The sequence below is a fragment of the Sulfurimonas sp. genome (assembly GCF_014859695.1).
In the GTDB taxonomy this organism is placed as follows: Bacteria; Campylobacterota; Campylobacteria; order Campylobacterales; family Sulfurimonadaceae; genus Sulfurimonas.
In genome coordinates this window covers 97,599-119,285 of sequence record NZ_JACUTS010000001.1, presented here as the reverse complement: position 1 = coordinate 119,285, position 21,687 = coordinate 97,599, and the positions used below count along the sequence as shown (strand labels likewise).

The following is a 21,687-nucleotide window of genomic DNA, read 5'->3' as shown; positions in this document are numbered from 1 at the left end:
AAGCTAAAGAGAGTTTTTAACCTCTATAAGCCTTAGTGTTTCATAAGCGCAAAGAGGGTTAAGTTTTATGGCAGTTATCTCCAGAGCCTTAACGCATAGTCTCATATAATCCAGATCACCTTCATCCATTATTATTTTAAGAAGTTTCTCTGCATCTTTAATTCTTAGATTTCTCACAACTCCTAGATTTTTATGCGCTAAATTTCTAATCTCTGTGTAGTATAGAGGTCTATTTTCAAGCTTGTCTAATTTTAGCTTATGTATATATTCATAAAAGGTTATTTTTGATTTCAGTATCTGTATAATGTAATCTTCTACAAGCTGATAAATAGTATCATCGTCTAAACACAACTCCTCTACAGCCTCGCTCATTTGATAACGGTAGTCAGTTATATCCAACTCTTTAAAATTTTGTTCAATGAAAGTACTACCCTCTTGCATCAGCCTATCTATTCTGCGGCGAAGTTCGACATTCTCGGGTCGTCTTTTATCTTTTAGGTCATTATTCATAAGTTTAAATTATCATAACTTTCTTTCATTATTGTACTGCCTTCTGGCAAAATGGTTTAAATAGATTGCGAGTGCTACAAAAGCACCCACAACAACTAGGCTCTATATCGCCTTGCTTATAATTCTATTTAATCTTTTTATAAAGCCTGCAGTATCTTCAAGTTCAGTGCCCTCAAAAAGCTTTGCCTGGTCTAGTAAGACATGGGCTGCATCGCTGATGAGATTTTGGTCAACAGAGTTTTTAAGCTTCAAAATCAACTCATGCTTAGGGTTTATCTGTAAAATTGGAGCCGGAGCCGGAGCGTCCGTTCCTTGTCCCATCTGACGCATCATCTGAGCCATCATATAAGCAGGATCTTCCTTGTCTATTTTCAGTTTTACAGGAGAATCTACCAAATCAAAAGTTACTTCAACAGATTTTACGCTCTCACCAAGAGACTCTTTAAGCTCTTTAATCAATCCTTCAAACTCTTTAGCACTCTCTTGTTCTGTCTTCTTCTCCTCTTCACTCTCTTGGAATTTGGCATCATTTACATGCACAAATTTGTACTCTTTGTACTCTGTTACCATCGGAAATATAATCGTGTCTACCTCTTCATTAAGTACCAAAACATCAATATTGCGAGTTTTAAATCTCTCTAGTGCCGGTGAATTTTTTAGCATTGAAAGTGAGGTTTTGCCGGTGATGAAATAGATCTCTTTTTTCTCTTCATCTACATTTTTCAAGAAATCTTCAAACATTACCATCTCACCGGAGTTTAGGGTATTGAACTTCATAAGCTCCAAAATCTTCTCACGATTTCCGTAATCGCTATAGAGTCCCTCTTTTAGTACATTTCCAAACTCTTTAAAAAATTTATCATACTTCTCTTTATCATTTTTAGCCATTTTAGCAAGCTCTGAGAGAACTTTTTTAACTGAAGCATTTTTTATTTTTGCCATAACAGCATTTGACTGTAAAATCTCTCTTGAGACATTAAGCGGCAGATCTTTAGAGTCTATTACACCACGCAGAAATCTCATATATGTCGGCATAAGCTCTTTTTCATCATCCGTAATAAACACACGGTTTATGTAGAGTTTTATACCCGTTTGATAGTCAACTCTGTACATATCCATCGGCGCCTTACTTGGGATGTAAAAGAGTGTCGTATACTCTATTGCCCCCTCTGCCCTATGGTGCATCCATGCAAGAGGCTCTTCTGAAGAGTGCGCGATTGAGCTGTAAAAATCTTTGTACTCTTCATCTTTAATCTCGCTTTTTGAGATTGTCCAAAGTGCATTTGCGCGGTTGATTTGAACATTCTCTATCTCATTTCTTGAAGGCTCAATCTCTTTGCCATCATCATCTTTTTTAGCAGGGATGTACTTCTCTTTATCCATAAAAATAGGAAATGGAATGTGGTTTGAGTATTTTTTAATGATGCTCTCAACTCTATAGCTCTCTAAAAATTCATCCTCATCATCATTAAGGTACATTACAATCTCTGTGCCATGCCCATCCATGGTTGCGTCTTCTATCTCAAACTCTCCATCACCCATGCTTGTCCACTTATAGGCTTTCTCTTGAGCTGCTTTTTTTGTAGTTACTTCAACTTTGTGTGCAACCATAAAACATGAGTAAAAACCAACGCCGAACTGTCCTATGAGGTTAGAGTCTCTCTTTTGATCACCTGTTAAATTTTCCAAAAAGGCTTTTGTTCCTGATTTTGCGATAGTTCCGAGGTTGTTCATCAAATCCTCTTCATTCATGCCGATACCGCTGTCTTTGATTGTCAAAGTTTTTGCCTCTTTATTTGCAATAATATCAATGCGCGGTGTAAATGTCACGCCTTTATAAGCAGTGTCTGTTAGAACAAGCATGTTTAACTTATCAAGCGCGTCTGACGCATTTGAGACCAACTCACGCAAAAATATCTCTTTGTTTGAGTAGAGTGAGTGTATCATAAGATTTAGTATTTGATTTGCTTCTGTTTGAAACTGATGTTTTGCCATCTTTTGAATCCTTTAAAGTTAAAATTTCAAAGCAATATTATCAAAAAAAGTTAATAAATGCAAATCATATCAACTATCTTGAGTCTACTACACTAAATACTACTTAGTGTTTAAACTAAAAAGAGTACACTGAATACTTATTATATTTTTACAACATACAAAAACTTAGATATAATAATGTTTTAGCGATAGATTTTATTTCTATATTTGAAATAAAACTACAAAATATTATTTAAAGTTGGAGATATTATGAAAAAGTTCACAGCATTGGTCGCAATTGACTTTTCAAAAAGCAGTTATGCAGTTTTAGCAAAGGCGCTTGATTTTACGCAAAAGATGAACGGTGAGCTTCATGTCGTACATGTAGTTGAGAGTTCGTTCTTTTCAAAAAAAATAGATTTAGACTCCATTAAAGAGCGTGGTTTTAACGAGCTTATCAAAAATTTCAGCGTTATTAAAAAAGAGAATTATCACTGTGTAAGCGGTAAAATAAAAGTTGAAGTATCAAACAGTGCAAAAATTCTAAACGCTGACGTAATTATCATGGGAAATAGCGGCGAAACACACTTTTTGAGCGATCTTCTTATGGGATCACATACAAAAGAGATTATCAAACACGCTCAAACTCCTGTTTTAGTTATGAAGATTGATCATGAGATAGAGTATAAAAATATTTTGGTATTAACAGACCTCTCAGACGAATCTGCCAGTGCCATCAAAAAAATTGCAGAATTTTTTCCAAACTCAAATATTAATCTTATAAATCTCTACTATCTTCCGCTTGACAATAGAATAAGTACATATGGATTTGATGAAGAAGATGTTAAAGAGTACAATGAGTCGGTAGAAAAACAGAGCAAAAAAAATATTGACACATTTTTAAAATCTTTAGCCCTTCCAAAAGAGATTAAGATTACGGCATCTGCTATCAACAGTTCTTTAAATGCAAAACAGTTTGAAGAAGAAGTTTCCCATATTGGGCATGATTTGCTTGCTATCCATGCAACACAAAACGTAAGTTTTTTTGCTTTTGATATTTTAGAAAATTCAGCCGTTGATGTTTTTGTTTTAAAATAAGCCGACTATGCAAGAAGAGTTTATTGAGCTAAGAGAGCCGACTCCTCTACTTCATTCAAAGAAGTGTAGAGCAATATCGCTACTATTGAGGCTCTTTTTGCAATATGGAGCGGCTACGGCAACTTTGAGTGCGTGGTACTTTTATGATTTTTTTATAGCGCTGCCGACTCTGGTTCTTGCTTTTATTCTTATGGGGATTATTCGCTCAAAACTACGAAACAGCGTAATCCCTCCATCTCAAAGAGAGTACCAATACAACGATAAAGAGATAGCCGATTGGTTTAGTGCAAAAGAGCTCTGCTATGAAACTCATGAGAGTCTCTAGCTGAGTCTAAAGAGTTATGGAAGTTCCAAATTCCATAATATGACTCTCATGACCGAGATCTTCTTTTATCGCCTCTGCAAATATCTCCATCTTCTCTCTCTCACCATGGATTAGATATAGTTTTTTTAGATTCTCAATTGGGCGTATCCAATCAATGAGCTCCTTTTGGTCTGCATGTGCGGAAAAACCGTTAATTGTGTAGGTCTTAGCTTTTACCACTATATCTTCACCATAGATTTTGACGCTTTTTTCTCCATCTACTATGCTTCTTCCCAGTGTTCCTTTAACCTGAAAGCCTACAAATATGACTGAATTTCTAGAGTTCCAAAGTTTATGTTTTAGATGGTGCATTATGCGTCCACCATTGCACATGCCGCTTCCTGCTATGATAATGGAGCGCTCTTTTACTCTGTTTATAGTCATGGATTGGTCTCTTGTAGTTGTTGTTTCAAGCCAGGCAAACGAAAACGGGTCTTTGCCTTTTCCTGATGAGTATTCAAGCTCATCGCTTAAGTGCACCGGATACTTATTGTAAAGCCTTGTCGCTTTTATGGCAAGCGGGCTGTCCAGAAAAATACGGCATTTCGGCAACTCTCCATTGTCGTGCATTTCATGAAGAAGCCAAAGTATCTCCTGCGTTCTCTCTAGCGCAAAAGATGGTATCAAAACAGTGCCGTTATCTTTTAGAGTAGAGATAACCGCCTCTTTAAACTCCTCTACGCTCTGATCTAGCGGTTTGTGTCTGCGGTCTCCGTACGTAGACTCAATAAAAAGCGCATCCGCCTCATAAAGTTTGTCGTGCTCATCAATTATAAGCCTCTCCGGGGAGCCGAGATCACCCGAGAAGACAACACGTTTATACTGATTCTCCTCATGAAAATCAATCATAGCAAAAGCGCTTCCCATAATATGACCGGCATTTCCAAAAGAGACTTTTATGTGCTGCTTTAATTTATGCTCCTCATAATATTCCAGCGTACACCACTTTTTAGAAAACACCTCTTTTACGTCATCTTTTGTATAAAGTGGCTCTAGGACACTCTCCTCTTCACCGCGTCTTCGAGCTTTTCTGCTTATAGTCTTATACTCCTCCAGCAAAATTCCGGCACTGTCTAAGAGCATAATTTTTGCAATATCACGAGTAGCCTTCGTTGCGATAATTCTACCGTTAAACCCCTCTTTAAAGAGTTTGGGAACTCTTCCGATGTGATCAAGATGCGCATGTGTCAAAATAAGATAATGTATATCCGAAGCATCAAAACCAAACGGCTCATAGTTTTTTTTACTTCCCCCGTTTCCCTGAAACATTCCGCAATCTATTAAAATTTTTATAGAGCCTATTTTAAGCAGATGACACGAACCTGTTACCGTTTGGGCTGCTCCGTAAGATGTTACTGTTGCCATAATTTATCCCTATCTGTATTAAATGTAATAGATTATATTCAAACTTATCTATTATGAAACTTATACTATAATTACGCAACAATAAAGGGATACAAATACTTCATGGCACTCATAGATCTACTAAATATATCAAAACATTACGAAGCGCAAAAAATTTTAACCGATGTAAATTTTCATGTTGATGAAGGGGAAAGAATCGTCATCATTGGAAAAAACGGAAGCGGCAAGTCAACTCTGATGAAGATTATAAATGGAACGCTTGAGCAAGATGGCGGCGAGAGAATCACCAAACAAAATCTAGAAGTAAAAATGCTTGATCAAAAACCGGATTTTAACGAGGAGCATACAGTACGCCAAGCCGTAGAAGCCGGGCTAAAAGAGCTCAACTCTGCAAAACAGAGATACATCGAGCTCTCCCTCAGACTTGCGGAAGATTTTGAAAACAAAACGCTCCTTGAAGAGCATGAGAGACTCTCTCTTTATATAGAGCATCACAACGCATGGAATCTTGATGACAAAGTAGAGAGAATCATCCAGCATTTTGACCTTAAACAGTATGAAAACAAACTTGTCATTATGCTTAGCGGAGGAGAACAAAGAAGGGTTGCTCTTGCATCTCTACTACTTCAAAAACCCGATGTTTTGCTTCTTGATGAACCGACCAACCACCTTGACGTATACATGGTCGAATTTTTAGAAGAGTTGCTTTTAAAAGAGAAATTTACTCTTGTTTTTATATCACATGACAGATATTTCATCGACAGAGTAGCTACAAAAAGCGTTGAAGTAGAGGATTGCTCACTTAGAGAGTATAGCGGCGGATACAGCAACTATCTTGAGCAAAAAGAGGAGTATATGCGAACGTTAGAGAAACAGCATGAAAATCTTCTTGATATCTTAAAGAGAGAAAACGAGTGGTTTTCAAGAGGAGTTAAAGCGAGACTTAAAAGAAACGAGGGTCGTAAAGAGCGTCTTATATCTCTTAGAGAAGAGGCTAAAACAAACCCCGCTAAGATAAAAAAGATGACGCTCGAACTTGAACGCGAAGCAAAACATTTCAACCGTGATAAAAGTGTCAACAAGCAAAAAATGCTCTTTGAAGTGGAGCATCTAGGATTAAAACTTGGTGACAAAGAGCTTTTAAAAGATTTTAGCACAAGGATTCTGCAAAAAGACGTTATAGCCATCGTAGGACCAAACGGAAGCGGGAAATCAACACTGCTTAGAGCTCTTTTAGGGCGCATTGAACCTACAAGCGGAGTGATTAAAAGAGGCGAATTTAAGGTGGGATACTTCGATCAGCATAGAGAGATGCTCGATGATGATAAAAATCTCATAGAGACCTTCTGCCCGCATGGAGGGGATAGAGTAAGCGTGCGCGGACGTGATATGCATGTCTATGGTTACTTAAAAAACTTTCTCTTCCCCAGAGAGTTTCTGGATAAAAAGATAGGTATCCTTAGCGGCGGAGAAAAAAACCGCATCGCCTTAGCCCTGCTCTTTACAAAAAATGTTGATATTCTCATCCTTGATGAGCCTACAAATGATTTAGATATTCCCACTATAAATATTTTAGAAGAGCAGCTTATAAACTTCAGCGGAGCTGTAATTATAGTAAGCCATGACAGATATTTTGTAGATAAGATTGCTAAAAAACTCTTTATTTTTAAAGAGGATAAACATATAGAAGAGAGCTACCAAAGCTATACGGAGTATCTTGAGCTAGAACATGAGTTAAAAGAGCTTTCCGACATGGAAAAAGAGAGTCAAAAAGCAGAATCAAAACCAAAAGAGAACAAGCCAAAAGAGCTGAAGCTTACCTTTAAAGAGAAGATGGCACTGGAGAAATTGCCTATTGAAATAGAGGAGCTTGAAGCCAAAATAGATGAAAAAAACAGCTGTCTGGCAAATCCTGCATGTTATGAAAAAATAGGTATAACGAAATTGGCAAAAGAGTTTGAAGAGCTTAAGAGTCTGTATGAAGAAAAAGTTGAAGAGCTTTTAACTATTCAGGAGAAAGAAGAATCGATAAATACATAGCTAGCACCTTTTGTGCTAACTATTTTTGAGTTTCTTTAAGAGTATCTGCGATTAAAAATGCCAGCTCTAAAGCCTGGTCTGCATTTAAACGAGGGTCACAATGCGTGTGGTAGCGTGAACTAAGATCCTCTTCCGTTACAACAAAAGAGCCGCCTATGCACTCAGTTACATTTCTTCCGGTCATCTCCAAGTGAACACCGCCTGCAAATGTGCCCTCAGACTTATGAACCTGAAAGAACTGCTTCATCTCTGTCAAAATAGCATCAACGGGACGTGTTTTAAAGTTATTTGATGATTTAATCGTATTTCCATGCATCGGGTCACAACTCCAGAGAACTTTTTTTCCTTCTCTCTCGACTGCTCGTATAAGCTTTGGCATACCATCAGCAACTTTGTTTGCACCCATTCTAACGATAACATTCAGACGTCCTGCTTCGTTCTGGGGATTTAAAATATCGCACAACTTTATCAAATCATCAGGATCCATTGTAGGTCCGGCTTTAACACCTATAGGGTTATGAATACCTTTCATATACTCAACATGAGCACCATCAATCTGGCGTGTTCTATCGCCTATCCACAACATGTGAGCAGAGGTGTCATACCAATCGCCCGTAGTAGAATCTTTTCTAGTAAACGCTTCTTCATAAGGAAGTAAAAGCGCCTCATGAGAGGTATAAAAATCAGTTTCACGTAAAGTTCTATGAGTTTTTGACGTAATGCCGCATGCCTCCATAAACTTTAAAGATTTACTAATCTCCTCCGCCAAATCTTCATACTTTTTACTTATCTCACTCTGATGCGTAAAATCAAGATTCCACTGATGAACTTTATGCAAATCAGCAAATCCTCCTGTTGCGAATGCGCGTAAAAGATTAAGCGTTGCAGCCGATTGGTTGTACGCCTTTATCATTCTTTGCGGATTTGGAGTACGTGACTCAGAAGTAAAATCAACACCGTTTATGATATCACCACGGTAAGCATCAAGAGTTACACCCTCAATAGTCTCGGTGTCGCTTGAGCGAGGTTTTGCAAATTGCCCGCCAAGACGCCCGACTTTAACGACGGGAAGTCCGCCTGCATAGGTCATAACCACAGCCATCTGAAGAATAGCTTTGAAAGTATCGCGAATATTTGTTGCATGAAATTCGCTAAAACTCTCAGCGCAATCTCCTCCTTGAAGTAAAAAAGCCTTCCCTTCTACAACATTTGCCAACTGGCTTTTTAGCGAACGTGCTTCACCTGCGAAAACAAGAGGCGGATACTCTTTCAACTCTGCTAAAACTCTATTTAATTCCTCTGTATTCGGGTAAGTAGGCTGCTGCACAATAGGCTTTTGCCTCCAGCTAGAAGGAGTCCAGATACTCATTATAAAACCTTTTTTCTTTATATATCAAATTTTTTGAATATTTTACATAAAAGTAGCTAAAATAGCACTGATTACTCTATCTAAAAGCAATTAAAAGAGCATAAAAGCTTTTTTTTATGCTTAAAATTGTATACTGCTCAATATTTTTTATGGATGCACATTATGGAAAAAAACGATTTAAAAGCACTTATCGAAGAGATTTATGAAAACCTGCTAGAGCGTATTAACTCAGATAAAAAAGCAACAAAAGGGCAAGTAATCGGCTACTTAAAAGATGCTATTGAGGTCGTTTCAAACATTAATGACAAAGATATTGACTCCATAGAGCATGCAAAAGAGGCTTTTAATAACTCCTACAAAGAGATTGTAAAGCAGAGTTTAACCTCTTATAAAAATACAAACGAGAAGTTTGGAGAGCTTACGCAACTCAATAAAGAGACGATAGACCAATGCAGTGATAAACATATAAATCTCGAGACGTTGACAAAAAAGTTTAATGAAATTCAGACTCATATGACCCAAGAGGTAAAAAAAGCAAACGAAGTAATCTCCGAACTCACAAGCAAAGTGAAAGTTTTAGAACAAACCTCAAATCTTGATCCTCTAACTAAAGTTTTAAACAGAAGAGCTCTTATGTCCTACTTAAAAGAGGTGTGTGTAAATAAAGATATTCCATACAGTCTGCATGTACTGATGATAGACATAGACAACTTTAAATCCATAAATGACAACTACGGTCACATAACGGGAGATAAAATCCTTATTTTCATCTCAAACATCCTTAGAAAAGCGCTAAGAGACGGAGATAAGATTTTCAGATTTGGTGGAGAGGAGTTTACAATTATACTAAACCGCAACAGCGATGAGCAGTCTGAAGCCATAGCTAACAGACTCTTAAAATTAATCAGCTCAAACAACCTTATATATATGGGTCAAAAAATATCAATTACGGCAAGTATCGGCATGACAAATTTTATAAAAGACGATACTCCTGACTCACTTATGTCAAGAGCGGACAAAGCTCTGTATGCTTCTAAAAACAACGGAAAAAACATGGTCTCCAAGGTGTGTGAATAATGGAGTTTAGTTATTTTGACATTATTGTATCGATTATAATCCTTTTTTTAGGACTCAAGGGAATTATAAACGGCTTTTTTAAAGAGCTGTTTGGGCTTTTAGGGATTATCGGCGGTATCTTTATAGCTTCTCGCGTCGGAGACGACGTAGGACTACTTATAAGCGACTCTATTTTTAAATTTGAAAACAGTTCTGCTATCTCTTTTACGGGCTTTCTAGCAACTCTTGCTCTCTTTTGGCTTCTTATGATTGCAGTAGGTCTAATTTTCAAAAAACTAAGCTCACTGAGCGGTCTTGGCATATTTGACAAAATTTTGGGATTTATCTTTAGTGCAGGTAAGTTTTTTCTCATCGCCGCTGTAATCTCATACGCCGCTTATAACATCAAGGCAATGAGAACAAATATCGACTCTATGATGCAAAACAGTCTTATCTTTCCTGTGTTGGTGGAAGTCGGAAGTGTCATCATGAAACTTGACCCTATTGAAATATCAGATGACATAAACGCTACTATACAAAAAGGCTCTGATATGGTTCAAAATAGCATAGAGAGCAATATTAAAGAGCCTGCTGCAAATATTATTGATGATGCAAAAAAGAGGATAAACCAAACAATAGATCAGAATTTATCTAGCAAAGATGAGCAGTAGTATGTCTGAGATTACAACCGATTTCAACGATAAAACAGTCGCCTATAAGCAACTTCTTGAGAATTTCAAAACACTTTTGAAAAAAAACAGTCTCAAATTCACTATTCAAAGAGAGGTTATTTTAGAGACTCTTTACAACTCCGACGAGCACCTGACTCCCGAGTCGCTTCACAATCTTATTCAGGAGAAATTTCCTGATCTAAAAACCGGAATTGCCACCGTCTACAGAACGCTCTCTCTTTTGGAGGAGTCAGATATGGTCACTTCGTTATCTTTTGGCGCACAGGGGAAAAAATATGAACTTGGTGCCAAGCACCACCACGACCACTTTATATGTACTAAGTGCGGCTCTATAAGTGAGTTTGTTGATGAGCAGATAGAAGAGAGACAGCGTAAAATTGCCGAGGAACTCGGTTTTTTGATGCAAGACCACTCCATGCAGATTTACGGAATTTGCAAAGAGTGCCAAAAAATAAGAAATAACAAAGGAAAAACTATTGGTTTTTGATAACAAATATATACAACTAAGAATTGAGAAAGCAGAACTTCTTAAAAAAGAGGGGATAAATCCCTACGCTAACGACTCAAAAAGAAATACAACAATTGAAAAATTTTTAAATGTTAATACGGATATTGTTAACAAAGAGAACAAAAGAGATGAGAAGCGCCACTACACGCTAAGCGGTCGTATTAAATTTTTTAGAGTTATGGGAAAAGCTAGTTTTATAAAGATTGAAGATGAGAGCGGAATGCTCCAAGTCTATGTGGCAAGAGACAATCTTACCGAGGGTTTTTACAACGATGTTTTTAAGAAAAATATAGAAGTAGGCGACATTGTAGAGGTTATGGGTTATCCATTTGTAACAGGTCAAGGTGAGCTTTCGCTTCATGCTGATGAGCTGAGACTTCTTACAAAAGCTATATCGCCGCTTCCTGAGAAGTTTCACGGCGTAACGGACAAAGAGATTAGATACAGAAAGAGATATCTCGACCTTATTATGAACGCGGATGTTCGCAAAACATTTAAAACTCGTTCAAAAGTTATCTCTCTGACTCGCCGTTTCTTTGAGGAGAAGGGCTTTTTAGAGGTTGAAACTCCTATGATGCACCCGATCGCCGGCGGAGCAAATGCAAAGCCCTTTGTTACGCATCATAATGCACTTGGAATTGACAGATACCTAAGAATTGCGCCTGAGCTTTATCTAAAAAGATTAATTGTAGGCGGATTTGAGGCTGTATTTGAGATAAACCGCAACTTTAGAAACGAGGGAATGGATGCTACGCACAATCCTGAATTTACCTCTATAGAGTTCTACTGGGCATATAAAACCTATAAAGATCTCATAGAAATTACAAAAGAGTACTTCAGGTATCTTTTCGACCATCTAGACCTTCCCACGCAGCTTCCTTATGGAGATTTGGAGGTTGACTTTAGCCGCTTTAGCGAGGTGCCTCTGATAGAGTCGCTATACACTATAGGGGATGTTCCACAAGAGATAGTAAACGATAAAGATAAAATCATTGCGTTTTTAAAGAGTAAAAATATTCAAGTAAAAAACGGTTTAAATTTAGGTCAACTCCAGGGCGAGCTTTTTGATGAGTTTGTTGAAGAAAAACTTATCAATCCTACTTTTATTACAGAGTATCCTGTTGATATCTCTCCTCTTGCAAGAAGAAGCGACGCAAATCCTGAAATTACGGAGCGTTTTGAGCTCTTCATTGCAGGGCGTGAGATAGCAAACGCGTTTAGCGAGTTAAACGATCCTGTTGATCAGTATGAGAGATTTAAAGCTCAAGTCGAGTCAAAAGAGAGCGGAGATGATGAAGCGCATGAGATGGATTTGGATTTCGTAGAGGCGCTTAGCTATGGAATGGCACCGACTGCCGGTCAAGGCATAGGCATAGACAGATTGGTAATGCTTCTAACAAATGAGCACTCTATAAGAGACGTTCTGCTCTTCCCTGCTATGAAGCCAATACACACAGAAGAAAAAAATCAGCAAGAAGAGGAATAAAAATGAGTTTTTTAAAAGAATATGATAGTGAAATTTTTGAGTTATGCGAAAAAGAGCTAGAGAGACAGACTACACATCTAGAGATGATAGCTTCTGAGAACTTTACCCTACCTGCCGTTATGGAAGCTATGGGTTCTGTTTTTACAAACAAATATGCAGAGGGTTACCCGGGCAAGCGTTACTACGGCGGATGCGAATATGCCGATGGCGTAGAGCAACTTGCAATTGACAGAGCAAAACAACTCTTTGGATGCGAGTATGCAAACGTTCAGCCACACTCAGGAAGTCAAGCAAATGCAGCTGTATATGCAGCACTTTTAAATGCAGGCGATAAACTCTTAGGTATGGACTTAAGCCACGGTGGGCACTTAACACACGGAAGCAAACCGAGTTTTTCCGGGAAGAATTACCAATCATTTACCTATGGCGTAGAGCTTGATGGAAGAATGAACTACGACAAGATTATGGAGATTGCAAAGGCTGTACAACCAAAGATAATCGTTTGCGGCGCATCAGCGTATGCAAGAGAGATAGACTTTGAAAAATTCCGCGAAATAGCCGATGAAGTCGGAGCAATTATGTTTGCAGACATCGCGCACGTTGCGGGACTTGTAGCAGCAGGTGAACATCCAAGTCCATTTCCTCATGCCCATGTTGTAACTACGACAACACACAAAACTCTTGCAGGTCCAAGAGGCGGTATGATTATGACAAACGATGAGACAATAGCAAAAAAAATCAACTCTGCAATATTTCCCGGCATTCAAGGCGGACCGCTTGTTCATGTAATCGCTGCAAAAGCAGTTGGATTTAAATACAACCTCTCTCCTGAATGGAAAGATTATGCAAAGCAGGTAAAAGCAAATGCAAGAATTTTAGGCGAAGTTCTTGTGAAGAGAGGGTACGAGCTGGTGAGCGGCGGAACGGATAACCATTTGGTTCTTCTCTCATTTTTAAATCGTGATTTCTCAGGCAAAGATGCGGATATCGCGCTTGGAAATGCCGGCATTACTGTTAACAAAAACACAGTTCCTGGTGAGACAAGAAGCCCATTTGTAACCTCGGGCATACGCGTAGGAAGCCCTGCTCTTACTTCAAGAGGAATGAAAGAGAAAGAGTTTGAGTTTATTGCAAATAAAATTGCCGATATTTTGGATGATATTAACAACACAGAGCTGCAGGCTGCTGTTAAAAAAGAGCTCAAAGAGCTGGCTCAAAACTTTGTGGTGTACCATCAGTCAACATACTAAGTGGTTGTTGGGATGACAGCATCAGACTTAAACCTCATAAAGATGGTAAACGACCACTACTGGATCAAAAAAGACGAGGTAGTGGAGAAAATTGTGTTCAAGGGACGCACTTTTTACAACAAATTTGAAAAAGTAAATGCCGTGTTGTCCCAATCTATCATCAACCAGCACATTAAAGGCGAGATAACCGTAGCTCACTCTTTAATTAACAAAAACAATAAAGTTGAAAACATAGTCATTGACTACAACGGAAGAGATCCTGAGCGTTTTTACCACAAAGCTCAGCTTCTTCTTCGTGAAGAGGGATTTATAAACTTTACCGCATATAAAACAAAAACAGAGGGTCACCTTCATGTTTATATCCACAAAGGTCACACAACTCTTCAAGAAGCCATACAACTTGGTAAAATGATAAGTATGAAACTTGCGGCAAAACAGCCAAATCAGTGGAGAATGTTTCCAAATCCTGATATGCCTGATGAGTACAATATTTTAACACTTCCTTATGAGGTCTATGCAAAAGAGCGCGGAGCATCTTGGTCAAAACACATGTAGTGTTTCTTTAGAAAAGTCTATGTAATGGAACAGAGTATGCTTTTTGAGAAAAAACAGTACGCATAAACAAGTTTTGGGTATTATTATAAGAGAAGAATTACAAAGGAGTGGGTATGGAAGAAAAAAATGAACTCAATGATATTATCTTAAACAAAGGTGGTTCATCATCTAGCAATAAAAAGATAATTTTAGCGGTTGCAACACTTGGCGTTATTTTAATAGTTGTCGTTATGCTGATGAATACTCTTACATCAAGCGGTACAGACAATCTGCCGCAAGCCGTTCTTCCTCCTGAGCCGCAAAAAGAGCTCGCCACAAAAAACGAAGAGCCTCTTTTTGAAGATGTCCCTGTTGTTCAAGAGAGTTCTGCTGAGAGTACATCTTTAGATGAGATTGCTCAAAAGCTAAAAGAAGAGAGCACGAAAGAGAATCTTCAAACTAAAAAAGAGGAGAGTGTAGCATCTGCTCCGGTAGCTCAAAAAACAGTAGAGACAAAAAAAGTGCCAACTTCGCCAAAGACTTCTACCCCCGCAACTTCAGGTGAGTACTATATTCAAGTCGGTTCATTCGCAAAATATGAGCCAAACAAAAAGTTTTTAGACTCTATACTCAACCTTGGATACAAATATAAGTTTCATAAAGTAACCGTAAATTCTAAGACATTAAACAAAGTTTTAGTCGGTCCTTTTCACAATGAAGCAGAAGCAAGAAAAGCGTTAACCCCGGTTAGAAAGTCTGTTGAAGCAGGTGCTTTTTTAACTAAAATATAGCCAATCAAGGTTTTTTTTGATTTACTCTAAACAATTTATTCAAGATCAGCTGGCTCCCGTTGCCATCTACGCAAAACTAAAGGCAATTTTCAAAGATGAGATCTCTTATCTTTTCGAGAGTGCCGGAGGAAGCGAAGGAAACTACAGCTTTATCTGCATCGGTGCCAGAGAGAGAGTTCAATACATAGACGGAAAAACCATATATACAGACGCAGATGGCATCTTGCACACAAAAGATGAATCTCCTTTTACTTTTTTAAAAAAATACTATAAAAATATTGATACAGACATCTATAAAAAAGCAACAGCAGAGCTTAAAGTAGGCTATGTTGATGGCTTTATAGGATATATCGGTTACGATATGGTAAAGGTTTTTGAACCAAAGCTCCATAACACAATGGACAATCTGAGAGATGAGCTAAACACTCCTGATTTAGACCTCATTCTTCCAAAAATCATTCTTGTATACTCTCACAAAAACTATCAACTCACACTTATAAGCACTCAAGAAGAGATGAGCAGAAAGTTTGACATGATTGAAGATGAGCTAAAAAACTCTTACGAATATGTCCACATGAAGCGAAATGTCGGTAATGATAAAGGAAGTTTTGCATTCTCAAAAGAGCAGTTTTTTGAAATGGTTGACAAATCAAAAGAGATGATTGGAAGCGGCGACGTTTTTCAAATTCTTATGACAAACCGCTTTACGAGAAATATACATGTAGATCCTTTTAGCTTCTACAGAATCCTTAGGAGCAAAAACCCATCACCATACATGTTTTTAATGGAGTATGAAGATTTTAACATAGTCGGCAGCTCTCCTGAGGTTATGGTAAGGCTCACTGGCGGCGAACTTCTTCTTCGCCCTATCGCGGGAACAAGAAAAAGAGGTGCTACAAAAGCAAGAGACAAAGAGCTTGAAGATGAGCTTTTAGCAGACCCAAAAGAGCTCTCAGAACATCTTATGCTGATCGACCTTGGCAGAAATGACGTAAGCCGTGTCGCAAAGACAGGTAGCGTAAAAGTTGAAAATATGATGCATATCGAACGCTTTTCTCATGTTATGCACATAGTCTCTGACGTTACCGCTACTCTTGCGGATGACAAAGATATGTTTGATCTCTTTATGGCTACATTTACGGCTGGAACTATGACGGGTGCGCCAAAAATACGTGCTATGGAGCTTATAGCAGAGTATGAAGGACTAAAGCGCGGTTTTTACAGCGGAAGTGTCGGATACTTCGGGTTTGATGGCAATATGGACAGCGCAATTACAATTAGAACTGCTCTTGTTGAAGATGATAAAGTTGTTCTTCAAGCTGGTGCTGGTGTAGTTGCAGACAGCCAAAACGAATTAGAATACTTGGAAGTTAAAAACAAACTCGGCGCACTTGTCGCCTCGCTTGAAGATTTAGACTAAATGAAATTATTTGCCATCTTTGGCGACCCTGTTGCACACTCCCGCTCTCCGCTTATGCACAACAGCGTATTTAAGCACCTAAACTACAAAGCCTGCTACACAAGAGTTCATCTAGCGGATGGCTCAAAATTAAAAGAGACTTTTTTCTCCCTTGGTCTTAGCGGAGCAAATATTACCGTTCCTCATAAAGAGGCGGCGTATGAGGCTTGCGATGAAGTAAGAGGCTTTGCCAAAAAGGTTGGAGTCGTAAACACTATCGTAAACGAAAACGGCAAACTTATAGGCTACAACACCGATGCTGACGGTTTTATGTTTGCCATAAAAGAGTTTGGCACTATTAGAAACATCTTGGTTATTGGTGCAGGCGGAACAGCAAAAGCGTTATGTGCAAGATTTATAGAAGATAATATAAAAGTAACTGTTCTAAACAGAAGCCAAAGCAGACTAGTTTATTTTAAAGAGCTTGGATGTGAATGTTTTACATGGGATAACTTTACAATCGGCGAATATGATTTGGTGGTAAATACGACAAGTGCCGGGCTTAAGGACGAAGATCTCCCAGCTCCATTAGAATTAATAGACAAAATTTTAGATAACAGCTCGTTTGCAGCGGATGCCATATACGGCAAAGTTACACCATTTTTACAACTCTGTAAAAACAAAAACATTACCTGCAAAGATGGTGCAGACATGCTTCTAGCTCAGGGTATTTTAGCGAATGAGCTTATGGTAAAAAATGAGCTAAAAACAGAAGATATTAAAAACTACATGTCAAAGAGTTTCGAACTCTGAGGCAGCGGCTATTGCCTGTCCGTAGGCTATTGCGCCATCATTGCTTACAAACATCTCAGGCAAGATTACGTCTGGAATTTTCCTTATAATCAGTTTTAAAAGCACTCTATTTTGAAACACTCCGCCGCCTAAAACCAATGGCAAATCGTACTTTTTGTGCATCTCGTAAATTATCTCGACTATCGTGTTAAAAAACTTCGAAACGGCAATACGACTATTTTTTTCATCTAAAATCTGCCTAAATATTTGGCTAAAATCTATCTCGCCATCTTCTATGCTAAAGAGATAAGACTCTAAAACATTCTCGTCATAGAGGCTCTCCAAAAGCAGTCCGCTCTCGCCCTCGTAGCTGCAAACTTGAACAACACCCAAGATAGATGCTACTGCATCAAAAAGACGCCCGCATGAGCTTGATAATGGCGAATTTAGACTATTTTTATATGCCGTGTAAAGTGTTTTTATCTCAGCGGCAGAAAAAGAGTTTAGAGTCGCATTGTTAAGGTTAAAAACCTCCTCGCCGTATATCTCAAACAAGAAGCTAAGAGCGACACGTCTAGGCTCTTTTATCGCCATCTCACCGCCAAGAAGTTTAAAGTATCTAAAGTGTCCTACTCTCTCATAACTCTCTAAGTTGCAGACAAAAAACTCTCCACCCCAAAGATTACCCTCATCGCCGTACCCAGTGCCGTCAAAACTGACACCCAAAACTTTTGATGCAATACCATTCACACCCATAGTTGCCAAAATATGCGCGTAGTGGTGCTGAACTTGCAGTAACTCTATATTTTGGTTTTGTGCCGCTAACTCTTTTGCGTATTTTGTTGACTCATAGTTTGGATGTTTATCACAAACTACCACATCTGGCTCAAACTCATAGATCCGCTTTAACGTCTCTATGTGCGATTTGTAATGCTCTATGCTCGTCAAGCTTCCCAAATCCCCGATATAAGGAGATAAAACAACACTCTCTCCGATGGTAATAGCCACACTGCTCTTCTGGTTTGCACCAAGTGCCAAAATCTTCTTGTCCGTTTTATGAGGAAGTTTAAGATAGAGAGGCGCATATCCTCTTGCGTCTCTTAGCATAAATGTTTTCTCACATTCGACAAAGGCTACCGAATCGTCACAACTATTTACTATCTCTCTATTATGCTCCAAGCAAAAATCCCAAATGCCGCGAAGCCTCATAATCTCATCATTACTTTTGCAAAGCGGCTCATCTGAGATATTCGCACTTGTCGCGACTATGGGTCTGTTCAACCTTTGTAAAATAAGATGATGAAGCGGCGTGTATGCCAAAAAAAGCCCGATTTGGTTGATATTTGGAGCGACATTCTTGCTTAGAGCGTTATCTTCTCTTTTTTTAACCAGAACTATAGGACGTCTGTTTGAGCAGAGCAACTCCTCCTCTTTTTCGTTTATGGGGGCAATATTTTTTGACATGTAGATATCTTTTACCATAACTCCAAACGGTTTTGATGGTCTCTGCTTTCTCTCTCGCAGAAGTTTCACGGCTTCATCATTCGTAGCGTCACAGACCAGATGATAGCCCCCTATTCCTTTTATGGCAACAATCCTGCCCTCAGTTATAAGCTCGGCTGCTTTATCTATGATATTTTCACTCTCTATTATATTGCCTTTGTTGTCAAAAAAAGAGAGCTTTGGTCCGCACTCGTGGCATCCGATGGGCTGAGCGTGGTATCTTCTATCATGCGGATTTTTATACTCTTGTGAACACTTTTCACACATTTCAAACTCATCCATAGAGGTATTTTTTCTCTCATATGGAAGATTTCTTATGATGCTAAAACGGGGTCCACAATTAGTACATGTAATAAACGGATACTCAAATCTGCGGTTGCTTTTATCATGTAGCTCTCTCTCGCACTCCTCGCACATTGCGATGTCAGGCGGAATATGGCTGGAGAGATTTTTGGCACCTTCGCTCATCTCTATGCTAAAGCCATCAAACGATTTTGTTTTTTTAATACGGGTTATTCTTATGGAGTCTATCTCGCAAAGCGGCGGCTTGTCATCTCTTACATTTTTAATAAACTCGTCGGCTCTCTCTTGCTTGCAATCAAGAAGTATAAGCACGCCGTAACCGTTGTTTGAGACCTCTCCTCTTAGCCCGGATGAAGAGGCAAGATTATAGATAAAAGGGCGAAATCCGACACCCTGCACTATTCCTCTTATCTCTATGGAAAACATCACTATTGTAATTCCAAATTCATAAGACAGACCTCTTTATCTTTTAACTTCTTATATAATTTTTTATTTTTTTTGTGCGTAAATCTATCTATCTTTTCATACAATGACTCTTTTATATTGTAGCTACACAGTCTCTCTAAAGCGTTATAGTTGTCGTTTATCGCGCCCAAAGCGTCTTTTATGTCTGTTAGCCTCTCTATCTTCTTCTCATCTTTTAGGGAGCTGTTTTTCTCTATGTAGAGCCTCTTTTTTATGTAGATTCTATATTTGTGCAGCTTCTTTTTGTCAAACTTTGGAAGCTTCATCGCAACCAAATTTTGCTCTGTTTCTTCCTCTGTTTTTTGCTCTGCGCTCTTTGGAACTTTTAGATTTCTAAGGTAACTACGAAGTTTTTTTATCTCTTTTTTTCTCACACCCTCTTTTGCTTTTGAGGATATTTCCTCTAGTACTTTTTTTCTATACTTTTTTGGCAAAGACTCAAGATACTCATCAAAAAAGACATCGATATCTCTTATCTCATTACTCAAAGAGATGACCTTTTTTACACTTCTGGCAAATGTGCCCTCTTTGTCAAGCAGAGAAAAAAGCTCTCTGCACTTGATGCGCAAAGAGTGGATATCATCGGCGCTTTGGAGGGATTTTTTTGTGAAACGGTTTATAAACTCTTTAAATTTTTCAAGTTTTTTAGCTAAAAGCGCATTTTTCATAACCTACTCACTACTCTTTTTAGGATACTCAAACATCACTAACTTTGCATTTTGGGGAGCTATTTCTGCCCATTTCCTACACTCGAACTCTATCTCTACAATGCCGCATGTCGGTATATTTTCACTAAAGCCTGCGAGCTTATATGCCAGTTCATTAAGCGATGGATTATGTCCTACCAAAAAGACGACTCCGTAACTGTCATCAAGTGCCTTAAGTATCTTACTCAGCGTCTCAGATGTTGCTTCGTATATATCATCCAAAAAGAGTATGTTTTTATATCCCACTTCCTTAGCTATTATCTCCGCGGTGTTTTTCGCCCTTTTTGCGGGACTAGAGATGATGATGTCGGGCATTACGCCCTTTTTTTTGAGCCGCTCACCCATCATAGGAGCATTTGCTTTGCCTCTTTTGTTCAGAGCTCTCTCAAAGTCATCTAACGTCACATCACTCCAGCTCGATTTTGCATGTCTGATAATGTATAGCTTTTTCATCTTCTCATCCCATCGGGTACATAATCTCTTGCTGCACCGCTTTTATCTCACTCATGGTCTCTTGACTCAGTGTTACATCAAGCGCAGCGAGTGACTCATCCATCTGCTCTATGTTTCTAGCCCCGATAATCGTTGAAGCGACAAAATCAAACTGCTTTGTATAAGCGATTGACATAGTGACAACGGACATTTCAAGCTTTTTTGCAATACCCAGATAGCGCGCAGTTGCTTTTAGGGTTTTCTCATTTACAAATCTTGCAACTTGCGAGTTTAAACGACTACTTTTACTCAAAAGATAGTCACAATAGCGCGCATTTTTAGGGTAAAGTTCGCCGTTATACTTTCCGCTGAGCACTCCACCGGCAAGCGGAGAGTACGGCAGAAGCGATATCTGCTCTCTTTTGCAGACATCTGAGAGCTCATCCAAAAAGCGCGGATTGTTGAGTGAAAAGTTGTTTTGAATGGACTCAAATCTTGCAATGCCTAGCCTTTTTGAGGTCTCGTTTGCTTTTGTAAGCCCGTAAGCAGTGTCGTTTGAAGTTCCGACGTATCTTACCTTGCCCTCTTTTACAAGCTCGTCAAACGCCCTTAATGACTCCTCTATCGGCACAACATTGTCAGGCCAGTGCATCTGATATAGGTCGATATAGTCGGTCTGCAACCGCTTCAAGCTCCCCTCTATAGCTCTTTTTATATGAAACGAGTCAATCGCCGTATAGCCATGGCGGATTGGCGGAACAAACCAGCCGTTTGCCGCACCTGCGACCTTTGAAGCTAAGATGATGCTCTCTCTTGGTTTGCCCTTTAGCCATTTTCCCACAATAGTCTCGGTTACGCCTGCATATTTTTCATCAGGCGGGACGGGATAGAGTTCTGCTGTGTCAAAAAAGTTAATCCCTCTATCATAAGCCTTGTCCATGATTTTAAAAGCCTCCGCCTCATCGCTCCATGAGCCAAAACTCATAGTTCCCAAGCAGATTGGAGTAACTCTAAGTCCTGTTTTTCCAATGTATCTGTATTTCATATAA

General features: G+C 38.8%; 20 protein-coding genes. 12 read left to right on the top strand and 8 right to left on the bottom strand.

Features of this window, described 5'->3' with window-relative positions; all coding sequences use genetic code 11:
* Positions 1-3: 3 nt before the first annotated feature.
* Together IBX42_RS00600 and htpG are read right to left on the bottom strand one after the other, a co-directional pair.
* Positions 4-510 carry a hypothetical protein gene (locus IBX42_RS00600; RefSeq protein ID WP_294927209.1) on the bottom strand — a complete coding sequence of 169 codons (507 nt, stop codon included), beginning with the start codon at positions 508-510 and terminating at the stop codon, positions 4-6.
* 102 nt (positions 511-612) lie between these two features.
* Positions 613-2,505 (bottom strand): molecular chaperone HtpG, encoded by a 1,893-nt coding sequence (gene htpG, locus IBX42_RS00595; protein WP_294927207.1) that lies wholly within the window; start codon positions 2,503-2,505, stop codon positions 613-615.
* Positions 2,506-2,754: 249 nt separating this feature from the next.
* On the opposite strand from htpG, the gene IBX42_RS00590 reads away from it, so the two are divergent.
* Both IBX42_RS00590 and IBX42_RS00585 read left to right on the top strand, forming a co-directional pair.
* Entirely contained in the window at positions 2,755-3,582 is an 828-nt protein-coding gene (locus IBX42_RS00590; protein WP_294927205.1) for a universal stress protein, read from the top strand.
* 7 nt (positions 3,583-3,589) lie between these two features.
* Positions 3,590-3,907: a hypothetical protein gene (locus tag IBX42_RS00585; RefSeq protein ID WP_294927202.1), complete on the top strand. Its 318-nt coding sequence runs from the start codon at positions 3,590-3,592 to the stop codon at positions 3,905-3,907.
* Between the two features lie 6 nt (positions 3,908-3,913).
* On the opposite strand, the gene IBX42_RS00580 is transcribed toward IBX42_RS00585, so the two are convergent.
* Positions 3,914-5,311 (bottom strand): MBL fold metallo-hydrolase, encoded by a 1,398-nt coding sequence (locus IBX42_RS00580; RefSeq protein WP_294927199.1) that lies wholly within the window; start codon positions 5,309-5,311, stop codon positions 3,914-3,916.
* A gap of 102 nt (positions 5,312-5,413) precedes the next feature.
* Here IBX42_RS00580 and IBX42_RS00575 point away from each other — a divergent pair, with 102 nt between their 5' ends.
* On the top strand, positions 5,414-7,351 hold the full coding sequence (locus IBX42_RS00575) for an ABC-F family ATP-binding cassette domain-containing protein (RefSeq protein WP_294927196.1): 1,938 nt from the start codon (positions 5,414-5,416) through the stop codon (positions 7,349-7,351).
* A gap of 19 nt (positions 7,352-7,370) precedes the next feature.
* On the opposite strand, the gene IBX42_RS00570 is transcribed toward IBX42_RS00575, so the two are convergent.
* Positions 7,371-8,723: a class II 3-deoxy-7-phosphoheptulonate synthase gene (locus IBX42_RS00570; protein ID WP_365943136.1), complete on the bottom strand. Its 1,353-nt coding sequence runs from the start codon at positions 8,721-8,723 to the stop codon at positions 7,371-7,373.
* Positions 8,724-8,882: 159 nt separating this feature from the next.
* Here IBX42_RS00570 and IBX42_RS00565 point away from each other — a divergent pair, with 159 nt between their 5' ends.
* From IBX42_RS00565 to IBX42_RS00525, 9 genes are all read left to right on the top strand, one after another.
* Entirely contained in the window at positions 8,883-9,797 is a 915-nt protein-coding gene (locus IBX42_RS00565; protein WP_294927190.1) for a GGDEF domain-containing protein, read from the top strand.
* A complete protein-coding gene (locus IBX42_RS00560; RefSeq protein WP_294927187.1) occupies positions 9,797-10,447 on the top strand; it encodes a CvpA family protein in 651 nt (216 codons plus the stop codon). Before IBX42_RS00565 ends, IBX42_RS00560 begins: the two co-directional genes overlap by 1 nt.
* Before the next feature lies 1 nt (position 10,448).
* Entirely contained in the window at positions 10,449-10,955 is a 507-nt protein-coding gene (locus tag IBX42_RS00555) for a Fur family transcriptional regulator (protein WP_294927184.1), read from the top strand.
* Positions 10,945-12,462 (top strand): lysine--tRNA ligase, encoded by a 1,518-nt coding sequence (lysS, locus tag IBX42_RS00550; RefSeq protein WP_294927181.1) that lies wholly within the window; start codon positions 10,945-10,947, stop codon positions 12,460-12,462. Before IBX42_RS00555 ends, lysS begins: the two co-directional genes overlap by 11 nt.
* A 2-nt stretch (positions 12,463-12,464) precedes the next feature.
* Entirely contained in the window at positions 12,465-13,712 is a 1,248-nt protein-coding gene (locus tag IBX42_RS00545; protein WP_294927178.1) for a serine hydroxymethyltransferase, read from the top strand.
* Between the two features lie 12 nt (positions 13,713-13,724).
* Positions 13,725-14,267 carry a DUF1882 domain-containing protein gene (locus IBX42_RS00540; RefSeq protein WP_294927175.1) on the top strand — a complete coding sequence of 181 codons (543 nt, stop codon included), beginning with the start codon at positions 13,725-13,727 and terminating at the stop codon, positions 14,265-14,267.
* Between the two features lie 113 nt (positions 14,268-14,380).
* A complete protein-coding gene (locus tag IBX42_RS00535; RefSeq protein WP_294927172.1) occupies positions 14,381-15,037 on the top strand; it encodes an SPOR domain-containing protein in 657 nt (218 codons plus the stop codon).
* Between the two features lie 16 nt (positions 15,038-15,053).
* Positions 15,054-16,457, top strand: coding sequence for an anthranilate synthase component I family protein (locus IBX42_RS00530; RefSeq protein ID WP_294927169.1), 1,404 nt, complete (start codon positions 15,054-15,056; stop codon positions 16,455-16,457).
* Positions 16,458-17,249 (top strand): shikimate dehydrogenase, encoded by a 792-nt coding sequence (locus IBX42_RS00525; protein WP_294927166.1) that lies wholly within the window; start codon positions 16,458-16,460, stop codon positions 17,247-17,249.
* Here IBX42_RS00525 and hypF read toward each other — a convergent pair.
* From hypF to IBX42_RS00505, 4 genes are read right to left on the bottom strand one after another with little or no spacing between them, the layout of a single operon-like run.
* Positions 17,229-19,460 carry a carbamoyltransferase HypF gene (gene hypF, locus IBX42_RS00520; protein WP_294927317.1) on the bottom strand — a complete coding sequence of 744 codons (2,232 nt, stop codon included), beginning with the start codon at positions 19,458-19,460 and terminating at the stop codon, positions 17,229-17,231. The genes IBX42_RS00525 and hypF overlap by 21 nt on opposite strands.
* A gap of 2 nt (positions 19,461-19,462) precedes the next feature.
* Positions 19,463-20,167, bottom strand: coding sequence for a CHAD domain-containing protein (locus IBX42_RS00515; RefSeq protein ID WP_294927163.1), 705 nt, complete (start codon positions 20,165-20,167; stop codon positions 19,463-19,465).
* A 3-nt stretch (positions 20,168-20,170) separates the two neighbouring features.
* Complete coding sequence (locus IBX42_RS00510) at positions 20,171-20,659, bottom strand: histidine phosphatase family protein (RefSeq protein ID WP_294927160.1); 489 nt, start codon at positions 20,657-20,659, stop codon at positions 20,171-20,173.
* A 4-nt stretch (positions 20,660-20,663) separates the two neighbouring features.
* Positions 20,664-21,683: an aldo/keto reductase gene (locus IBX42_RS00505; RefSeq protein ID WP_294927157.1), complete on the bottom strand. Its 1,020-nt coding sequence runs from the start codon at positions 21,681-21,683 to the stop codon at positions 20,664-20,666.
* Positions 21,684-21,687 lie beyond the last annotated feature (4 nt).